Genomic DNA, 19,023 nt, shown 5'->3' with positions numbered 1-19,023 from the left:
TTACGGTGCCGGTATGAGCGCCGCCGCCGACCGCATCCAAGACCTGTTGAGACCCACCGGGGAAGAAGATCTCCTCCCTGTTCGCTACCCATCCCCTCGAGTGCGCGTGGAGCCGAAGCAGGCGTTGGCGGCGGGGGCGGTGGCGCTCGCCCTCGTCGGCGGCTGGGCGTTCAGCCGCCATCCCGAGCCGCAGGCTCCGCCGCAGTGGGAGGCCGCCGCTGACACCGCGGCCCCTGCCCAGCTCGTCGTCTCCGTGGTGGGGGAGGTGGACAACCCCGGCCTGGTCACCCTCGAGCAGGGCGCGCGGGTAGCCGACGCGCTCGGTACCGCCCGCCCCCGCCCGGAGGCCGACCTGCTCGCGCTGAACCAGGCGCAGTTGCTTGTCGACGGCCAGCAGATCCTCGTCCTTCCCCGCGGCGCCGCCGCACCCCCGCAGGGCGCGCCGCCCGGCGCCGCCGCCGCGGGCGCGGGCGCGGGCGTGTCAATCAATTCGGCCGGCCCCGCCGAGCTGACCACCCTGCCCGGGGTGGGTGCGGCCACGGCCGCCGCGATCGTGGCGCACCGGGAGGCGAGCGGACCGTTCGCGTCCGTCGAAGGCCTGATGGATGTCAAGGGCATCGGGCCAGCCAAGTTTGAGGCCCTGCGCGACCTGGTCACGCTGTAGCCATGAGCGAACTGCGCCTGGTTCCGGCGGCGCTTGCGGTGTGGCTGGCCAGCCTGGCCTGCATTCTCTCCGGCGCCCGGGCCGCCGCCGCGGCGGTGGCGTGCCTGGCCGTGGCCTGCTGCGCCGCACGCCAGTGGGGTCAGGCCGTCCTGGTGGCCCTGCTGGGCTCGGCGTCCGCGGCCGTGGCTCTAGTGAGGCTCCGCGTGGCCCGCACCTGGGTGTTCCCGCACCGTGTGGTCGGCGAGGTGAGCGGCCAACCGAAGCAGCTCCAAAGCGGCGCGTGGCTGGTGCGCCTGAGGGTGGAGGGCTACCCCTCCACCCTCAGCGTGTTCGCCGACGACCTCCCCGCCGGGGCGGTGCCCGGCGCTGGTGTGGAGGCGACGGGCCGGCTGCGGCCGTCGACGTTTCCCGGGGTCAGCCGTGAGGTGCTCACGGGCACGGTGGAGGTCACCGACTCGCCGCGCGGTCTCGCGGCGTTCGCTCAGCACGTTCGCTCCACCTTTGGGGAGTCCGTCGCCGCCCACACGGGGCCGGCCTCGCGGGGGCTCATCCCCGGCATGGTGTTGGGGGACACGAGCGCCCAAACCGCGGCGGAGCAGCAGGCGTACGTGGACACCGGGCTGTCCCACTTGAGCGCCGTGAGCGGGGCGAACGTGGCAATAGTCACCACTTTCGCGGTGGTTGCGGCGACCGCAATGCGGCTCGGCCTGCGCGCCCGCCTGGCCACCGCCGCCGCGGCCCTGCTCGGATTCGCCGCGCTGGTTGGCCCGGAGCCGAGCGTGCTGCGCGCCTCGGTGACGGGGCTGGTGGGGCTGATCGCTGTTGTATCCACGCGCAGGGCGGAGCCGCTGCACGCGCTGTGCCTCTCCGTGATCGTGCTCGTGCTGGTGGATTCTGACCTTGCCGTGCACTACGGCTTCGCGCTCTCGGTGGCGGCCACGGCGGGCATCGTCGCGCTCTACCCGCTGCTTTACCGCGCGCTCGCCCCCACCGGGTGGCCGGACATCCTGGTGCGCGCCCTGGCAGTTGCGGTTGCGGCGGACGTGGTCACCATGCCGATCGTGGCGCTCATGGCGGGCCGCGTGTCCCTGGTCTCCGTCCTGGCCAACGTGCTGGTCGCGCCGGTCACCGCCGCGGTTACGGTGCTGGGTCTCACTGCCGCGGCGCTGAGCCTTGCGCCAGGTGGCCTCGAGGCGCCGCTGCTGGCGCTCATCGAACCCCTGACGTGGTGGGTGCACAAGGTGGCGGTGGTGGGGGCGGGCCTGCCCGTGGCAACCATCTCGGCCACCCCGGCGGCGGTGGCGGTGTGCTACGGCTGGGTGTTGGCCGGGCTTTTCGCGCACCGTCCCCGCCTTACGGCCGGCGCGGTGGCCGCTGTGCTCGCTGTAGGTCAGGTCCAGCTGCCGCAAGCCCCGCTGATGGACATCTCGAGCCTGCGGGCCCACGTGGTGGCCACCCGCGCGGACATCGAGCCGGTGCCGCCGGGCACCCAGCTGGTGGTGGTGCTCGAGGCGGGCTCGCCCACGAAGCGTCCCACGGTCACACCCGCCGGCATCCCGGTGGTCTTCCCTAACCGGGACGGGCCCGTGCTGCTGCGCACCGACGGGACGCGGGAGATCTATGATGGGCCGCATGCTCAACCCCGTCCACCTCGTCCTGGGTGATGAGGAGTTCCTTGCAGAGCGCCTGACCAAGCAGATCATCCAGTCCGCCGGACCGGGCGCTGAGGTGACCACGATGCGCGCCTCGGAGGTGACGCGGGATGCGATCGCGATGGCCGCGAGCCCCTCCCTGTTTGCGGAAGACCGCGTGGTGGTGGTGGAGAAGACCGAGCTGGCGGGCAAGGACGCCACCGACGCCCTGCTGAAATCCTGCGTGGACGTGGCGCCCGGCGTGACGCTCATCATCCAGCACACGGGCGGCGGCCGCCAGAAGGCCATGGTGGGCAAATTCAAAAAGGTTGCCGAGGTCCACGAGGCAACCATCGACGACCGGGACCGGCACGCCTGGGTCACCGCCGAGTTCCGCAGCCACGGCGTGCGCCCGACGCCGGACGTGGCGGCAGCGCTCATGGAGTCGGTGGGCTCGGACCTGCGCGAGCTTGCGTCCGCGGTGAGCCAGCTGGTGGCGGACACCGAGGGCGACATCACGGTCGCCTCGGTGCGGGACTACTACACGGGCGTGGCGGAGGTCGAAGGCTTCGACATCGCGGACGAGGCCGTGACGGGCCGGGTGGACCGCGCGCTTGCCTCCACGCGGCGCGCGTTGCAGCTCGGCACCTCGCCCGTGGCCATCGCCGCGGCGCTCGGGCACAAGGTGGGGGACGTGGCCAAACTGTACGGAGTGCGCGGCAACCCCAACCAGCTGGCCGGCGAGCTGGGGATGCACCCGTTTGTGGTGCGCAAGACCATGCAGGTGGCCCGCCAGTGGTCGGGAGACGCCGTTTCGGAGGCCGTTATCATCGTGGCCGATCTCGACGCGGAGGTGAAGGGCAACGGCGGCGAGGCCGAGTTCGCGGTGGAAAACGCCGTGCGCCGGATCGCTGAGCTGGTGTAGGGGCTGGAGCTGGAGGGGGCGTCGGCAAGCAAAAAGCCCCCGACCCGTGTAGGTCGAGGGCTCTGGCGCGGCGCGTTACGCCATCTTGTTCAGGGCGCGGGCCATGTTGGACTTCTTGTTCGCCGCGGAGTTGCGGTGGAACACGCCCTTGGTCACGGCCTTGTCCAGCTTGCGCGAGGCGACGCGCAGCTGTGCCTCGGCGGCTGCCTTGTCACCGGACTCGACGGCTTCGCGGAACTTGCGGATCTCCGTGCGGGTCGCGGAACGGACGGACTTGTTGCGCACGCGACGCTTCTCGTTAGTGAGAACGCGCTTCTTCTGCTGCTTGATGTTTGCCATGGTTGCACCTCTTGGATTTCGATTCGATGGAACTGTCGAAGATCCGGCGGGGCGACAAACGGCCGGCGCATTTCAAACGCGGACCCAAGGTCCTGCCCGCGCAGCGCCGCCTACCCCGGTTGACCCGGATACGAACAACTGCCCCAATGTAGCAGGCGGCGGCCCCGGGCACCAAAACCGCCGGGGCACCGCCAGCGCCCACGTCAGGTCCAGTCGAAGTGGTCCCGCAGCCGGGTGGCCACCCGGTCGAACCGCGGCCGGGGCACGGTGGTGCCACGCCGGTGCACGTCGGTCTCGGGCACGAGCAGCGTCTTGTCCAGGCGCACCCAGCAGGGTGCTCCGGACGCGTCCCACTCGCCGGCGCCGATGCCCAGCCAGCGGGAATCGTCCGCGTGCTGCGCGCCGGGGGAGATGAGCAGGCCTAGCACGTCGTGGTGCTCGCGGCCGACCACCAGCATCGAGCGCTCGGACGGCGGCTGGGAGGGCACGGTCACCCACACCACCTCGCCGGGCTCGGTGTTGCCGTCCATGTCGGGCGCGTAGTAGATGTTGCGCGGCACGTTGGAGGTGGGCTGCACGCGCACGCGGGCGGCGAGTTTGGCGCGGTGCTGGGAGACGGGGTTGGCTAGGCGCTCGCCGAGCATGGCCAGCCCCTGGTCGAGCGAGCCGCCTCGCGAGCGCGAGCGCCTGAACTTCCTCGGCACCGTAAAGCCACCTCCTGCGCCGGCCGTTCGCGCGGATGTCCCGCGGTTGGCAGGTGCGTCTCCTGTTCACCATAGGGGGCAAAATGGGCGGCCACAAGCGATCCGCGCCGATATGTCTTCTGGGAATTCGGCCCGGTAGGATGTGGTAATTATGGCTGCTCAAAAGAAGAACTTTGCGGAGGAGACGTTCACGGATCCCAGTCGCATCCGCAACTTCTGCATCATCGCGCACATCGACCACGGTAAGTCCACGCTGGCGGACCGCATCCTCCAGCTCTCCAACGTGGTTGACGCCCGCGATATGCGCGACCAGTACTTGGACAACATGGACATCGAGCGCGAGCGCGGCATCACCATCAAGGCGCAGAACGTCCGCCTGCCGTGGACGCCGTCCACCGGCGAGTTCGCCGGCGAGCAGATGGTGCTGCAGATGATCGACACCCCCGGCCACGTGGACTTCTCCTACGAGGTTGCGCGCTCCCTCGACGCGTGCGAGGGGGCCATCCTGCTTGTCGACGCAGCCCAGGGCATCGAAGCCCAAACCCTGGCCAACCTCTACATGGCCATGGACAATGACCTGGAAATCATCCCGGTCCTGAACAAGATCGACCTCCCGGCGGCGGATCCGGAGAAGTACGCGCTGGAGATCGCCAACATCATCGGTTGCGAGCCCGAAGAGGTGCTGCGCGTCTCCGGCAAGACCGGCGAGGGCGTGCCGGAGCTTCTGGACAAGGTGGTCGAGCTGGTGCCAGCGCCCGCCACGGACCACCCGGTGGACGCGCCGGCCCGCGCCCTGATCTTCGACTCGGTCTACGACACGTACCGCGGCGTGGTCACCTACATCCGCATGGTGGACGGCAAGCTCACGCCCAACCAGCAGGTGCAGATGATGAACACCGGCACGAAGCTGGAGATCCTGGAAATCGGCGTCGTCTCGCCCACGATGAAGAAGACCAAGGGGCTCGGCCCCGGCGAGGTGGGCTACCTCATCACCGGCGTGAAGGACGTGCGCGAGACCCGCGTCGGCGACACCGTGACCTGGGCATCGAAGGGTGCCACCGAGCCCCTCGAGGGGTTTGAGGAGGTCAAGCCGATGGTGTACTCGGGCCTGTTCCCGGTCAGCCAGGAGGACTTCCCGGCCCTGCGCGAGTCGTTGGAGAAGCTGCAGCTTAACGACGCATCCTTGACCTGGGAGCCCGAAACCTCCGTAGCCCTGGGCTTCGGCTTCCGCTGCGGCTTCCTCGGCCTGCTCCACATGGAGATCACCCGCGACCGCCTCGAGCGTGAATTCGACTTGGACCTCATCTCCACCGCGCCGAGCGTGACCTACCGGGTGATCCGCGAGGACGGCACCGAGCAGGTCGTGCACAACCCCTCCGACTGGCCGGGCGGCAAGATCGAAGAGGTCTACGAGCCGATCGTCAACATGACCATCATCGTGCCCCAGGAGTTCGTGGGCACGACGATGGAGCTGTGCCAATCCAAGCGCGGCACCATGAAGAACATGGAGTACCTCTCCGAGGACCGCGTCGAGCTGCGCTACATCATGCCTCTCGGCGAGATCATCTTCGACTTCTTCGACATGCTGAAGTCCCGCACCAAGGGCTACGCCTCCCTGAACTACGAGGACGCCGGCGAGCAGCTCGGCGACCTGGTCAAGGTGGACATCCTCCTCCAGGGCGAGCCGGTGGACGCGTTCTCCGCCATCGTGCACAAAGACTCGGCGCAGTGGTACGGCAACAAGATGACCAAGAAGCTCAAGGAGCTCATCCCGCGCCAGCAGTTCGAGGTGCCCGTGCAGGCGGCCATCGGCTCGAAGATCATCGCTCGCGAGAACATCCGAGCGTTGCGCAAGGACGTGCTGTCCAAGTGCTACGGCGGCGACATCTCGCGAAAGCGCAAGCTGCTTGAGAAGCAGAAGGCCGGTAAGAAGCGCATGAAGTCCATCGGCTCGGTCACCGTGCCGCAGGAGGCCTTTGTGGCCGCGCTGTCCACGGACGAGGAGTAGGGGGGAGTAGGGCAGCCCGGGGCGCTCGGGGCGGTTGGGCCGCTAGCGCCTGCGGTGGCGTCCTAAAGCGAACAGCCCCTGCACCACCCAAACCACGGCGAACATCAGCACGAAGATGACCGCCGCGAGCCCGAGCATGCCTGGCAGGGAGGTCACGCCCACCACGTCTGCCCAGTCCGGCGCGCCGATCGCGGCCGCGACGAAGCCGAGCACGAGGTTCATAGCCTCGGCGCGCTTGGACTCCTCGTCCGCGATCGCGCCGGAGAGCTGCTCGAACTGGGTGCGGATCACGTTCTGGCGCGAGTGGACCTTCGAATCGAAATCGTCGCGCAGCTGGTTAAAGTCGGTGGCTTGCTGCAGGCCCTTGAGCACGCGGGTGTCAATGTCGCGGCCCGGCACGGAGCGGAACCACAGCTTGTCGCGGATCTCAATGTGGTCAAGCTGCAGCTTCTCCAACCGCTTGAGGTCCGCCTGCAGCTCGCGCTGGTGCGTCTTGCGCTCCGCGGCGCCGTGGGCGGCGGTGCTCTTCTCGCCCACGATTTGCAGGGACTTGCGCAGGTGCGCCTCGCCCGCCTGGGCGCGCATCTGCAGCATCACCAGGTCCACGAACCGGGTGCCCGCCATTGACCAGTAGCGCATCCCCTCGCGGCTGGCCGATTTGGTGCGCACCATGCCCACGCCGCTGTCCGAGGTGAAGATGGTCCAGGACGATAACTTCGCGGCGAGGAACCCGCGCAGCGCCTCCGGAGTCTGCGCCGGGACGGACTCCGGGTAGGAGTCGGCGCCAGTGAGGATCTGCCACGCCCACTGCTCGTGCCACTCCCAGGACCGCTCCGGGGTGCCCGCGAGCGCCAGCGGGGGGTCGATGCGCTCCGGCACAGAGCCGTTGTTGCCCTCGCCGAGCGTGCCCTCCGGGGCTGCGTCCATCCCGGGACGCGCCGGGTTGGGCACCGCGAACGCCACCCGCTGCGGGGCCGGAAGGGTGAAGGTGCCCGCCTCGCCGGGCGCGGCCGCGGTGGCCTCCAGGGCGCCGCCGGTGGTTAGGCGCATCGAGCGCTCCCGCCCCAGCGCCCGGTCAATCTGCGCCACGGCCAGGTTGGTGAACTTGGTCAGCGCGTGCAGCTGCGGCGGGCTCTCATGGTAGTGCCGGTCCTCCTCGTAGAACTGGGAGGAGTTGCGGGGCCGGTTGAGCGTGGCGCTGAGGAAGGCCAGCGTGGCCGAGGAGACGTTCTCCGCTGAGACGTTGAGCACGAGGAAGTCGCTGGTGGTGTGCGACGGCTCCGGCACCGCGGCCGAGAGGTTGGTCAGCTTCAGGTCGTGGAACTGCACCACCTCAGCGGACAGCAGGCGCAGCGTGGCCGTGCCGTGGCTGCCGCGCTCGCCGCGCCGCTGGTCCTCCCACGGCAGCTGCTCGTCGTAGTTGACCAGTTCGAACTCCGTCTCGTTGCGCCTCGGCGCGAAGAGGAAGTGGTGGGCGCCGATCTCCGGGTTCCAGCCCGCATCCGCCAATGTGGTTTCGCGCCCGGGCGCGGCCTGCCGGGCATCCCGCTCCTGGTGCCCCTCGGCGCGGCGCTGCGCGTCCTCGTGGCGCAGCACCTCGCGTTCCGCCGCCGACTGTCCGGAAGCGCCGGGCGCATCGGGGGAGTGGGGCGAGCGCCGCTCCACGTCCACGTCCACCGAGGCGGCACCCGTTGCCTTGTCCAGCGGGTCCACGAACCGCGAGCGCGCATCGTTGTAGAACGGCCGGCCGCCCTCCACGATCGGCTCGCCGTAGTAGCCGTAGCGCGTGGTGGGCGCGCGGAACACCTGCCGCGCCGCATCCCACTGCGGGTTCTCTATGGTGCGCACACCCTTGTCCCGCCCGTAGCGCCAGCCGATGCCGTCGCGCCCGGCCGGGGAGGTCGGCGCGGCCTGCGCGAAGTCGAACGGGGCGTCCGCCGCCAAGGCCGCGGCGCGCGGGATCGGCAGCACAATGGAGAAAACCGCCAACCGCCACTCGGGTAGGATCGGGGCCTCGAACGCGTCCGGTACGAGAAAGTCGTGCCCGAGGTGGTCCAACGACTGCAGCTGCATACCTGGGAGGATACCTGTGAGCTCGACCGTCTATTTCCCCGGCGTAACCAGCCGCGAGCACGAGATCCAGGTTCCCCTCGACCGCGACAACCCCGCCGCCGGCGAGATCAGCGTTTTCGCCCGCGAACTGTTCACGGACGAGACGCTGCCGCCTTTGATCTACTTCCAGGGCGGCCCGGGCAAGCCCGGTCCCCGCACGGTGATGGAGTGGATGCCTGAGGCCCTGCGCCGGTATCGCATCGTGCTTCTCGACGAACGCGGCACCGGCCGCTCCACCAAAGTGGACAAAACCACGCCCGAGCGCATCACCCCGCAGTACCTGTCCCACCTGCGCCCGCCGGACGTTGCCGCGGACGCGGAGGCGCTGCGCCAGCACTTGGGCATCGAGCAGTGGGACCTTCTGGGCAACTCCTTCGGCGCCGCGTGCGCCGGGTCCTACCTGTCCTACTTCCCCCACGGCGTACGCCGCGCCCACCTGGTCGGATCGGTGCCCGAGCCCGAGATGGACGTGGACGCATTCAACCGCGCTGGCTACCGCCTGCTGGCTGGGCGCCAGCGGGAGTTGTTTGCCGAGGTGCCGTGGTTGCAGGCCCGCGTGGAGGAGGTGGCGCGCCACGTGGACACGCACGACGAGCGGATGCCCACCGGCGAGCGCCTCTCCTCGACGCGCCTGCGCAGCTCCGGCGTGCTGCTGGGGGAGGAGGGCGACTTCGGCGCGCTGGCCAACCTCTTCGAGGCCCCCTTTACCGCCCACCGGGGCGAGCTGCGCCTGCGCGGGGACTTCCTGGCGCAGCTGGGTGGCATCATCTCCACCGAAACAATGCCGCTGTGGGCCGTGGTGCACGAAACGGTCATGGCGCGCCCCGGCCACCCCGTGAACTGGTCCGCCGAGCGCATCTACCGGGAGGAGTTCGCGGACTTGACCCTGCTGGGCAACCAGTTCTTCACCACCCACTTCGAGGAGGACCCGGCGCTGCGCCCCTTCTTCGAGGCGGTGGACGAGGTGCACCGGATGGACAGCCTGAAAGCCCAGTCGGGGGACGTCTCGGGTAACCAGGTACCCGCCGCCGCGCTGCTGTTCACCAACGACGTCTACCTGCCGTACGAGCTGTCCATCCAGTCCGCGGCCAAGGTGGGCAACCTCCAGGTGTGGACGCACGAGCAGTGGCTTCACGACGCCATCTGGGTGCACGGCGACGCCGTGGCCAAGGGCATCTTCGGCATGCTGGATTAGGGCCCGCTTCCCGCGCTGCGGGCCCGGTTGCCGCGCCGTAGTATTTCGCTGTGCGCCAACGTAGCCCCTCCTCTGTCCTGACCCCTGCCCTGGCCACTGCCGTGACTTCCGTCGCGCTCGCCGTGTCCCTCACCGTCCCGGCGGCGCAGGCGCTGCCGGCCGCTCCGCAGTTGCAGAGTCAGGTGACGGGATCGTCGACAGGCAAAGCCCCGATCCAGCACCCGGGTGCGCCCGTGCCGCGCCCGTTCACCCCGGACTACCTGGCGGGCTACATCTCGGACATCTCGCCCTATCAGTACGGCATCTACGCCGAGGTCAACCGGCTCTTCCCGCAGGTGCGCGACACCCAGCCGCAGACGATGGCGGCCAATATGGACACGGTGGTGCGGATCAACAACACGGCGAGCCCCGAGCAGATCACCAAGGCTCAGCTCGACGCGGCCGCGGCCGAGGGCGGGCTGTTGGCCAATATCTCGGCGGCGCTCGGCGCGGAGTTCGGGGCCGCGTTCCGCACCTCGCTCGCGGAGGGACGCCTGCCCAAGACGGCGTACCTGCTGGATAACGGCTACTTCGCCCGCGCCGGCGGCCTGGCCAGCTCCACGCTGGTGGAAAAGCAGGTGTTCAACTACCCCCGCCCGCACGTGGCGGCGCCGGAGCGCATTCGGCGCTACAACACCGCCGAGACGGGGGACTTGTACCTCACCTCCCCGTCCTTCCCCTCGGGCCACACCAACCAGGCCGTGTGGGTGACCACGCTGCTGGCCTACATGATCCCCGAGCTCGCCCCGCAGCTTCTGTACCGCGGCGCGGAGGCCGGCAACTCGCGCGTGGTGCTCGGCGTGCACTACCCGCTGGACGTGATCGGCGGGCGCATGTCCGGCTACGCCGCGGCCGCGGACCGCCTCAATGACCCGAAGATGCGCGACGCGCTGAACCAGGCGGGCGCGGAGCTACGCGCAGAGATGGAGTGGCGCACGGGGAAGCCGATCGCGCAGCTGGTGGCATCGGACGCCCCGTACATCGCCACGGCGGACGCGGTGGGGCAGATGCAGGGCTGGATGGGCTACGGCCTTCCCATGGTCTACGTGCCGGACGCGCCGATGCAGGTGCCGCAGGCAGCGCCGGTGCTGCTCGCCGCCCGGTTCCCGCACCTGACGTGGGAGCAGCGCGCCGAGGTGCTGCGCCGCACGGCCGCGCCTGCGGGAAACCCCCTGGACTGGCAGGGGCCGGGCGGGTCCTGGCAGCGCATCAACCTGGTCGCCGCGACCGCCGCGCAGGTCAGCGTGAACCCGGACGGGTCGCTGTCAATCCGCTAGGGAGCGCTTGCGCGGATGCGCTTCCGCCCCACCGCGCAACCGCCGCCGTCACCGCCACGGTGAGGAGCGCGGTGCCCAGCCCCTCTGCCCAGCCGATGTCGGTGGTGGGCAGCACGCCGGGGCGCAGCGCCTGCGGGATGAACACGGACAGGTTGGAACAGGCGTGGACCACAATTGCCTGCTCCAACCCGCCGCTGCGCCAGGTGAGGTAGGACAGGCACAGGCAGATCACCAGCACGTCCACCAGCCCGATCCAGTTGTAGATGTGCAGCGCAACAAAGGGCGCGGCGGCGGCGCCGTAGGCGAGCCACGGCGACCGGATCCAGTTGCCCACGATCTGCGGCAGCGCCCCGCGGAACACCGCCTCCTCGGTGGCGGCCTGCAGGGGCACCACGGCGAGGAACACCGCCGCTGTCAGCAGCGTGCCGGCGGTAAGCGTGACCTCCTCTGAGGCGAGATCCACCGCCGCCACCACGGCGTAGACCGGCGCTGCCACGGCGAGCGCCCGGCCCACCAGCGGCCACCGCACCCTGCGCTCCACAGAAAGGAGAGCGCCCGGGTCACGCCCGGTAAGGCGCGCAGCTACAAACGCCGCCGGCAGGGACAGGGCGATGGCGAAGATGTCGAAAGCCCCGGCGCCGCCGGTTGCCACCGATTCCTCCACCGCGCCCGGGTTGATCAGGCCGAGCGCCAACACGGCCAGCACCTGCAAGCCGATGAACGCGACGGCCAGCAGGGCGAGCTCCGCAAGCGCCTTCCACCCGCTGCGCGGGCGGGCCGCAAGGTGAAAATCAGGGTGATAGTCCATGCCTCCCACGCTTACCACGCGGTGGTGACCCGAACGCGCATGCCGATGCGCGCCTCGTCCCCGGGCGCCAGCACCACGCCGCCGCGGTCCGCGCCGAGCAGCGCCGGCTCGAGGCAGGCGAAACGCTCCCAGTCCTCATCTTCCAGCGCCGGCGCCTTGCGGCACTCCACCGGCCCGGGGTTCCACACCACGGCGTGGTCGGCGCCGGTGAGGGTGAGGTGGACGGCGCGGGTGGCGTCGACAAGCGAAAGCTCCCGAACCCCGGCGAAGACGAAGTCCGTCTCCTCGCCGAAGCGCAGCTCGCCCGCGAAGCGCTTTACGCGGCCGTCGGTCTTGTCCAGGTAGGCGGCGCCGTCGAGGCCAACCACCCGCGCAGCGGGGGCGTCCACGGCCCAGTAGGGGTGCAGGGCGAGCTGCACCCGGCGCGGCTTGGCGGTTGTGTTGCGGCAGGACAGCGTGAAATCGAGGCCGTCGGCGGTGAAGGTGAGCGCGAGTCCGTCGTGCTCCAGCGCGCATGCGGTGTCGGAGACGCGCCGCCACGGCAGCGCGCGGGCCCAGCCGTGCATCTGCTCGCCCAGGGTCTGCGCGAACCACGGCGCGACGATGGGGATGCCGGCGTGCTCGGGGCCCGCGGCGGAGCGGAACAATAGGTCGCCGCTTGGGTGGGGCAGGTGGCGCACGGTGGGATCTAGAGTGGGATCGGCCATGCCAGCCACGCTAGCGGGCCCCGGCCGTAGCCCGCGCGGTAGGATTGCCCCATGCAGACACCGGTTCCCCGCGAGCAGGTCCATCTCAGCGCCGCAGAAGTACAGGAGTTCTCCGAGCTCGCGGCGGGTTTTGAGCGGGTGGAGGAGCACCTGCTGGATCAGTCTCTGATGCTCTACATCACCCGCTAGCCGGGCAGCTGGTCGGCGGCGCCGGGGTAGGAGGGCTGCGCGCCGGGGCGGGTCACGGAGTACGCGCCCACCCTCGCGGCGTAGCCCGCGGCCTCGCGCAACGTGTCTCCGGCCACCAAACGGTGGCACAGCGCGCCCGCGAACGCGTCGCCGGCGCCCACGGTGTCCACGGCCTCAACGTGGGGCGAGGCCACGTGCGCCACACCCTCGCCGTCCGCCACCAGCGCGCCCGCCGCGCCGAGGGTGAGCACCACGGAGGCGAACCCGGCGCCGCGCAGGCGCTCGGCCAGCTCTTCCGGCTCGCCGCCCGCCGGCAACCCCAGCTGCTCGAGGATGAGGCCGGCCTCGTGCTCGTTGGCCAGCAGCGGGTCCGCGCGCAGCAGCGCCTCGCGCGGCACGTCCACCACCGGCGCGAGATTGATCACCACCCGCCCGCGCGCGAGCTCCGCCGCCCGCATGATGCCGTCCGCCGGGATCTCGCCTTGCATAAGCACCAGGTCAGCGGCCGCAATGGGGGCTGCATGCTTGTCGACGTACCCCGCGTCCACCGCCCGATTCGCCCCCGGCGCCACGATGATGGTGTTCTCGCCGTCGGCGGACACCGTGATCACGGCCAGGCCCGTCACCACCGGCTCGCCGCCGAGGGCGGCAACCTCCTCCACGTGGCTGAGGTCCACCCCAGCCTCGCGCAGCAGGGCGGTGGCGGGCGCGGCGTTGGCGTCCGTGCCCACAGCGCCGACCAGCGCCACCTCCGCGCCGAGCTTGGCGGCGGCGACGGCCTGGTTCGCGCCCTTCCCGCCGGCGGTGACGGCGCCCCCGCCGCCGAGCAGGGTCTCGCCCGGCAGGGGGTGGCGCTCGACGTTGACGGTGAGGTCCGCGTTGATTGATCCGACGACGGTGATCATGCGCCCCAGGTTAGGTGATTACGGCGGCCAGCAGCGCCCGGGTGTACTCGTGGCGCGGGTTGCGCCATATCTCCTCCGTCTCCCCGTGCTCCACGATGCGCCCGCCGGAAACTACCGCGATGCGCGGGCAGACCTCTCGCACCACCGAAAGGTCATGGGAGACGAAGATGAGCGTGCTGGCCGGGCCCTCGGCCCGCGGGGTGTCGACGGTAGCGCGGATCAGGTCCAGGACTTCGGCGCGTAGGGAGACGTCGAGGGCTGAGACGGGTTCGTCGGCAAGCAAAATGCCCGGGCTGGGGGCCGCGGCGCGCGCGATCGAGATGCGCTGACGCTGGCCGCCGGAGAACTCCCTTGGCAGACGGTTGTCCGTGATACCCACGCCGGCGAGCACCTCGCGGGCGCGCGCCTCGGCAACGCCGCCCTCGCGCACGCTGTCCACCACGCGCATGCGGGGGTCGAGGGAGGAGTACGGGTCCTGGAACACCATGCGCATGTCGCCGCGCGCGGTGACCGTGCCCGCGTCCGGCGCGATCAGCCCCGCAATGGTGTGCAGCAGGGTGGTCTTGCCGGAGCCGGAGCCGCCGACGATGCCGAGCTTCTCACCGGCTCGCACGGTCAGCGAGACGCGGTCGAGGGCGAGCGTGCGGCCGCGGCGCACGGTGACGTCTGCAAGTTCCACCACGGGCTCGCCGAGCGGGTTCGGCGCGGCCGGCGGGCCAGGGCGCGCCGCCTCCTCCAGGTGGCGGGCGTAGGCGGAGTCCGGCGAGGCGATGCGGCCGTCCTTGACCACAAGCTGGCGCGACGTCATGCGCCGCACCACGGCGAGGTCGTGGGAGATGAAGATCAGGCCCATGCCGCGCTGCGCCACCAGCCGGTCGATCAAATCCAGCACGTGGCGCTGCGAGGTGGCGTCGAGTGCCGTGGTGGGCTCGTCGCAGATGAGGTAGTCCGGGTTCTGCGACAGCGCCAGCGCCACCAGCACGCGCTGCCGCTGGCCGCCGGAGAGCTCGTGCGGGTAGGCCTCGGGGCGGTCCACACCCACCTCCGCCAAAAGCTCCCTGGGCACGAGTGCGCCCACGCGCTTCAGCGGATCCAGCGCCGTCATCGGCTCCTGGAACACCATGCCCACCTTCGCCCCGCGCACCTTGCGGCGCACGCGGTCGGGCGTGCCCACCATCTGCACGCCGTCGACGGTGACGGAGCCCGTGGCGGGGAGATCCGCAAGCCCCATGATGGACAGGGCGGTGAGCGACTTGCCCGAGCCGGACTCACCGATGATGCCCAGTCGCTCCCCGCGGTCGACCGTAAGCGAGACGCCGTGCAGGATGCCGGGGATGGTCAGCTGCTCAACGACGATCACGAGCGCCTCCGATTAGGTTGCATGCCAGCACGGTGGCCGCGATAGCAATACCGGGCCACAGGGCGAGGTGCCACGAGGTGGCCAGGTACGGCTGGGAGGCCTGTAGCATCCGTCCCCACGAGGCGTAGGGCGCGGGCGCGCCGAGGCCCAAAAAGCTCAGGCCCGCCTCCGCGAGGATGGCCAGCGCCGCGGCCACGGTGGCCTGGGTTACAAGCAGGTGGGCGATGTTGGGCAGCACGTGGCGCACCGCGATGGCGGGGCCGGAAACCCGGGCCATGCGCGCGGCGAGGATGTAATCGCGGCTCATCACCTGCAGGGTGCCCACGCGCGCCACGCGCACGAACCCGGGGATGCCCGCGATGCCGATGGCCAGCACCACGATCCAGATGGAGGCCCCGAAGACGGCGGTGAACACGATCGCGAGCAGCAGCGCCGGGAAAGCAAGCAGCAGGTCGCTCGCCGCGGTGATCGCCCGGCCGGCGCCGCGCCGCATCCCCGCCCAGACACCCAGCGGCACGCCCACCAGCGCGGACAGGCCCACCGCGCCGAGAACCACCAAAACGGTGAGGCGCGCACCCGCCATGACGCGGCTCAGCTCGTCGCGACCGAGCTCGTCGGTGCCCATCCGGTGCCGCAAGCTGGATCCCTCGAGGCGCGCCGCGGGGTCCGCCTGCAGTGGGTCGTACGGCGTCCACACCGCGGACAGCACTGCCGCGAGAACCACCAATCCCAGGATGACGTATCCCGCGCGCTTCATCGCCTGCTCCTCGGATCCACCGCCGCGTACAGCAGGTCCACCACCAGGTTCACGGCCAGGGTGAACGCCACCAGCAGCATCATCACGGTCTGCACGGCGGTGAGGTCCCGGTTGGCCACCGAGCTGACCAGCAGCGAGCCGAGCCCGGGCACCGCGAAGACGCGCTCGACCACCACCGCGCCGACCACCATGGTGGACAGCTGCAGCCCGGTCACCGTCAGCACCGGCAGGGCCGCGTTGCGCAGCACGGAGGAGTAGAGCACTTGGCTTATCGACGCCCCCTGCGCACGCCCCGTCCGCACATAGTCTTTCCCCATTTCCTCCGCCACCGCCGCGCGCACGTAGCGGGTGAGGATGGCCGCCTGCACCAGCGCCAGCGAAGCAACCGGCAGCACCGCGTGCGCCGGGGTGCCCCACCCGTTGGCGGGCAGCCACCCGAGGCGCACGGAGAACAACGCGACCGCGAGGATGCCCACGAGGAAGGACGGCACCGCCATACCCACCTGCGTCAGTGCGTCGAGGGCGAAGCTGGGCCGGCGGGCCAGGCGCACCCCCAGCGGCACCGCCACCACGAGCGCGAGCGCCATGGCGGTTAGCGTCAGCGTCAGCGAAACCCCGGCCCGCTCGAGGACGGTGTCGGTGATGTCGCGGCCCGAGGCCATGGACACGCCGAAGTCCCCGGTGACGAGCCCGCCGACCCAGTCCCCGTATTGGGTGAGCAGCGGGCGGTCCGTGCCCAGGCGCTGCGAGAGCTCGGCCACCGCCTCGTCGGTGGCGTTCACGCCGAGGGCGACGCGCGCCGGGTCCCCCGGCACCGCCCGGAGGAGCACGAAGATCACGGCACTGGCCGCGGCCAGCAGGCCGAGGAAGCGGCCAAGGCTGCGTAGCATCCTTCCGGTCATTGCACCTCCCTAATCGTGTTGTCCTTGATGCCGTTCAGCGGCAACGAGTCCGTCACCACGTTCGGGTTCACACCACTGACACCAGGGCGCATGAGCACAATGTTCGGCGCGTTCACGAGTGTCAGCGCTGCCGCGTCGCCCATGATCTGGTCCACGGCAAGCCGCATGCTCTCCGCGTCGCCCGCCTGGATCAGCTCGCGGGCGCGGGCGGAGTCGTAGCCAAGGTAGTAGTCCGGATTGCCAAAGAGGTTGCCCATGTCCCGCGGCTCCACGTGGGCCACGATGGAGGCCTGATAGTCGGCCTGCTTGAGCACTTTGTTCAACCAGACGGCGGGGAACTCGACGGTTTCCAACCGCACGTCGAAGCCGACGTCGCGCAGCTGGGAGAAGATCAGCTCCGCCGCGGTCTGCGCGTACGGCAGGCTCGGCACCGTGATGGTCACTTCAGGGGTGCGGCCGGCGAGGAGGCGACGCGCCTCGTCTGGGTCGAAGGGGAAGTAGTCCTTGCCGGTGAACCACGGGTCAGTCGGCGGCACGGGGGCGCCGCCGGTATCGGTGGCCAGGCCGTCGTAGACCACCTGGTTGACGGCCTCGCGGTCGATGGCGTGGGCGGCGGCTCGGCGCACGTCCGGGTCGTCGAACGGCGCCGCGTTGTTGTTCATGGACAACAGCACCTCGCCGTTGGTGGTGCCCACCGCTACCTGGATGTCCTCTGGCAGTGTGTGGATCAGCTGCGGCGCCTGCATCGACCACACCACGTCCACGTCCCCGGCGCGCAGCGCGTTGACAGCGGAGGTGGCATCGGCGAAGTAGCGGATCTGGGCGTCGCGGCCCTGCTCGCCCCAGTAGTCCTGGCGGGCGTGGAAGCGGATCGCGGTGCCCTCGTCGAAGCGGGCAACGGTGTAGGGGCCGGTTCCCAGCGGGTCCGTGGCCAGGCGGTCGACGCTGCGCTCGCTCATCATCGCGCCGGTGAAGGTGCCCATGGACCACAGCCAGCCCTCCGTCGGCTCGGTGAGCTCCACGCGCAGCGTCAGGTCGTCCACCGCCTCCGCACTACGCACTGGGTCCATCTGGGCTTTCAGCCCGTTGGTCCAGCCATTTTGGACGTAGTTGATGGAAAACGCCGCGTCGTGGGCGGTAAAAGGCGCCCCATCGGAGAAGGTCACCCCCTCGCGCAGGTGGAACGTGTACACGGTTTTATCGTCGCTGATGTCCCACGACGTGGCGAGGAAGGGTTGCGGTGTGCCGGAGGCGTCGATAAGCACGAGCGTCTCGTACACGTTGCCCATGAGCGCCTGCGGTGCGGCGGCGCCGCCGGTGGTGGTGAAGTCCAGGCTGGCGGGCGGTGCGGAGGCGGCGACCGTGAGCAGGTCTTGGCCGCCGTGAGGGGAGGCGCAGGCAGCAAGCGTTGCTACGGCGGCGAGTGGGCCGGCGAGCCGGGAGCACTTCATGCGTGGGAAGCGTACATGAGGTGCAGGCCGGGGCCTGCGCCGCCTCATCTGCTCCTAGCCTCGCAGGCCCCAAGCGTCCGCGAGGATCTCCATGGACGCGGCCTGCTCCTCCTCGGAAGCGGACTGCAGCGAAATCATGAGCTCGTCTGCCTTGGCGTGGTCCTTGAACCACTCCAGGTACTCCTTGACCTCTTCGCCGGTGCCCACTGCCGTGTAGCGGAGCATGTCGATGATCTGGCGGCCCTGGTAGGAATTAACGATGGTGTCCAGCTGCCCTTCCGTCAGGACCGTGCCCTGGCGCTGCACGAAGGCGCGGACGCGCTGGCGGTGCACGATCTCCTGCTGGCGCTTCGCGTCCTCGGTGGAGGAAGACGCGGTGACGTTGACGGCCGCGATGCAGTAGGGCTCGGGGTAGCGCTCGGAGGGCTCGTAGTTCTCCCGGTAGTACGTGGTTGCCTGCTCGAGCTGCTGCGGCGCGAAGTGGGAAGCGAAGGAGTACGGCAAACCCAGCTTCGCGGCCAGGGAGGCACCGAACATGGAGGAGCCCAGGATGTACAGCGGGACGTTGGTGCCCACGCCCGGGAACGCGGTGACGCCCGGGATGGGGGAGTTGTTAGAGAGCCACGCCTGCAGCTCCTGCACGTCCTGCGGGAAGTTTTCGGCGGCGCGGGGGTCGCGGCGCAGCGCCCTGCCAAGGGTCTGCTGGTCCGTGCCCGGGGCGCGGCCGAGGCCCAGGTCGATGCGGTCCGGGTAGAGCTCGGCGAGCATGCCAAACTGTTCCGCGCTGACGTAAGGGGAGTGGTTGGGCAGCATCACGCCGCCGGAGCCGAGGCGGATCTTCTTGGTATGAGCGCCGATGTGGGCGATGAGCACCGCCGGGGTGGAGGAGACGATGGTGCTCATGTTGTGGTGCTCCGAGTACCAGATGCGCGAGTACCCCAGCGATTCCGCCTGTTGCGCGAACTTCACGGAGCGTGCCGTGGCGTCGCGGACGGATTCGCCGGGGTACCGGGTGCAGAAGTCGATCAGCGAGAGCGGAGTGGTCATACC

At 70.2% G+C, this 19,023-nt stretch carries 18 protein-coding genes; 7 read left to right on the top strand and 11 right to left on the bottom strand.

The annotated features are described in order from the left end of the window. Window positions 1–106: 106 nt before the first annotated feature. The 3 genes from BN4252_RS01560 to holA are packed head-to-tail and all read left to right on the top strand — an operon-like array spanning window position 107 to window position 3,220. The gene (locus BN4252_RS01560) at window positions 107–664 is read left to right on the top strand and encodes a helix-hairpin-helix domain-containing protein (protein WP_316244769.1); all 558 of its coding nucleotides are present in this window, start codon (window positions 107–109) and stop codon (window positions 662–664) included. 2 nt (window positions 665–666) lie between these two features. Further along, entirely contained in the window at window positions 667–2,328 is a 1,662-nt protein-coding gene (locus BN4252_RS01555; RefSeq protein WP_066524534.1) for a ComEC/Rec2 family competence protein, read from the top strand. Then, window positions 2,288–3,220, top strand: coding sequence for a DNA polymerase III subunit delta (gene holA, locus BN4252_RS01550; protein ID WP_066524532.1), 933 nt, complete (start codon window positions 2,288–2,290; stop codon window positions 3,218–3,220). The genes BN4252_RS01555 and holA overlap by 41 nt, the downstream gene beginning before the upstream one ends. A 75-nt stretch (window positions 3,221–3,295) precedes the next feature. Here holA and rpsT read toward each other — a convergent pair whose 3' ends face one another. Further along, complete coding sequence (rpsT, locus tag BN4252_RS01545; protein WP_066524530.1) at window positions 3,296–3,559, bottom strand: 30S ribosomal protein S20; 264 nt, start codon at window positions 3,557–3,559, stop codon at window positions 3,296–3,298. Between the two features lie 203 nt (window positions 3,560–3,762). Next, the gene (locus BN4252_RS01540; protein ID WP_230208535.1) at window positions 3,763–4,263 is read right to left on the bottom strand and encodes a type II toxin-antitoxin system PemK/MazF family toxin; all 501 of its coding nucleotides are present in this window, start codon (window positions 4,261–4,263) and stop codon (window positions 3,763–3,765) included. A 151-nt stretch (window positions 4,264–4,414) separates the two neighbouring features. Between BN4252_RS01540 and lepA the strand changes: the two genes are divergently transcribed. Then, window positions 4,415–6,271: a translation elongation factor 4 gene (lepA, locus tag BN4252_RS01535; RefSeq protein WP_066524527.1), complete on the top strand. Its 1,857-nt coding sequence runs from the start codon at window positions 4,415–4,417 to the stop codon at window positions 6,269–6,271. Window positions 6,272–6,313: 42 nt separating this feature from the next. Here the strand turns inward: lepA and BN4252_RS01530 are convergent, their stop codons facing one another. After that, window positions 6,314–8,344, bottom strand: coding sequence for a hypothetical protein (locus tag BN4252_RS01530; protein WP_066524526.1), 2,031 nt, complete (start codon window positions 8,342–8,344; stop codon window positions 6,314–6,316). Window positions 8,345–8,360: 16 nt separating this feature from the next. Here BN4252_RS01530 and BN4252_RS01525 point away from each other — a divergent pair, with 16 nt between their 5' ends. Beyond that, the gene (locus BN4252_RS01525; protein WP_066524525.1) at window positions 8,361–9,578 is read left to right on the top strand and encodes an alpha/beta fold hydrolase; all 1,218 of its coding nucleotides are present in this window, start codon (window positions 8,361–8,363) and stop codon (window positions 9,576–9,578) included. A 50-nt stretch (window positions 9,579–9,628) separates the two neighbouring features. Further along, window positions 9,629–10,894, top strand: a complete 1,266-nt coding sequence (locus BN4252_RS01520) for an acid phosphatase (RefSeq protein ID WP_230208534.1) — start codon at window positions 9,629–9,631, stop codon at window positions 10,892–10,894. Here BN4252_RS01520 and BN4252_RS01515 read toward each other — a convergent pair. Together BN4252_RS01515 and BN4252_RS01510 are read right to left on the bottom strand one after the other, a co-directional pair. Further along, complete coding sequence (locus BN4252_RS01515; protein WP_066524522.1) at window positions 10,857–11,702, bottom strand: CPBP family intramembrane glutamic endopeptidase; 846 nt, start codon at window positions 11,700–11,702, stop codon at window positions 10,857–10,859. The two genes, BN4252_RS01520 and BN4252_RS01515, sit on opposite strands and share 38 nt — an antisense overlap. A gap of 11 nt (window positions 11,703–11,713) precedes the next feature. Continuing rightward, window positions 11,714–12,409, bottom strand: coding sequence for an aldose epimerase family protein (locus tag BN4252_RS01510; RefSeq protein ID WP_187370906.1), 696 nt, complete (start codon window positions 12,407–12,409; stop codon window positions 11,714–11,716). A gap of 51 nt (window positions 12,410–12,460) precedes the next feature. On the opposite strand from BN4252_RS01510, the gene BN4252_RS11250 reads away from it, so the two are divergent. Next, a complete protein-coding gene (locus BN4252_RS11250) occupies window positions 12,461–12,598 on the top strand; it encodes a hypothetical protein (RefSeq protein ID WP_187370905.1) in 138 nt (45 codons plus the stop codon). Here the strand turns inward: BN4252_RS11250 and BN4252_RS01505 are convergent. From BN4252_RS01505 to BN4252_RS01480, 6 genes are read right to left on the bottom strand one after another with little or no spacing between them, the layout of a single operon-like run. Next, window positions 12,595–13,503, bottom strand: a complete 909-nt coding sequence (locus tag BN4252_RS01505; protein WP_066524519.1) for a ribokinase — start codon at window positions 13,501–13,503, stop codon at window positions 12,595–12,597. The genes BN4252_RS11250 and BN4252_RS01505 overlap by 4 nt on opposite strands. A 10-nt stretch (window positions 13,504–13,513) precedes the next feature. Then, a complete protein-coding gene (locus BN4252_RS01500) occupies window positions 13,514–14,863 on the bottom strand; it encodes an ATP-binding cassette domain-containing protein (protein ID WP_066524516.1) in 1,350 nt (449 codons plus the stop codon). After that, a complete protein-coding gene (locus tag BN4252_RS01495) occupies window positions 14,850–15,620 on the bottom strand; it encodes an ABC transporter permease (RefSeq protein ID WP_066524513.1) in 771 nt (256 codons plus the stop codon). Before BN4252_RS01495 ends, BN4252_RS01500 begins: the two co-directional genes overlap by 14 nt. Next, on the bottom strand, window positions 15,617–16,522 hold the full coding sequence (locus BN4252_RS01490) for an ABC transporter permease (protein ID WP_066524511.1): 906 nt from the start codon (window positions 16,520–16,522) through the stop codon (window positions 15,617–15,619). Before BN4252_RS01490 ends, BN4252_RS01495 begins: the two co-directional genes overlap by 4 nt. Beyond that, window positions 16,519–17,973, bottom strand: a complete 1,455-nt coding sequence (locus tag BN4252_RS01485; protein ID WP_066524508.1) for an ABC transporter substrate-binding protein — start codon at window positions 17,971–17,973, stop codon at window positions 16,519–16,521. The genes BN4252_RS01490 and BN4252_RS01485 overlap by 4 nt, the downstream gene beginning before the upstream one ends. Before the next feature lie 54 nt (window positions 17,974–18,027). Further along, on the bottom strand, window positions 18,028–19,020 hold the full coding sequence (locus tag BN4252_RS01480; RefSeq protein WP_066524506.1) for an LLM class flavin-dependent oxidoreductase: 993 nt from the start codon (window positions 19,018–19,020) through the stop codon (window positions 18,028–18,030). Window positions 19,021–19,023: the final 3 nt, after the last annotated feature.

Origin of the sequence: Corynebacterium bouchesdurhonense (genome assembly GCF_900078305.2) — a bacterium.
Taxonomy (GTDB): domain Bacteria; phylum Actinomycetota; class Actinomycetes; order Mycobacteriales; family Mycobacteriaceae; genus Corynebacterium; species Corynebacterium bouchesdurhonense.
Note: the sequence above shows the minus strand (reverse complement) of the source record. Positions and strands in the feature narration are given on the sequence as shown.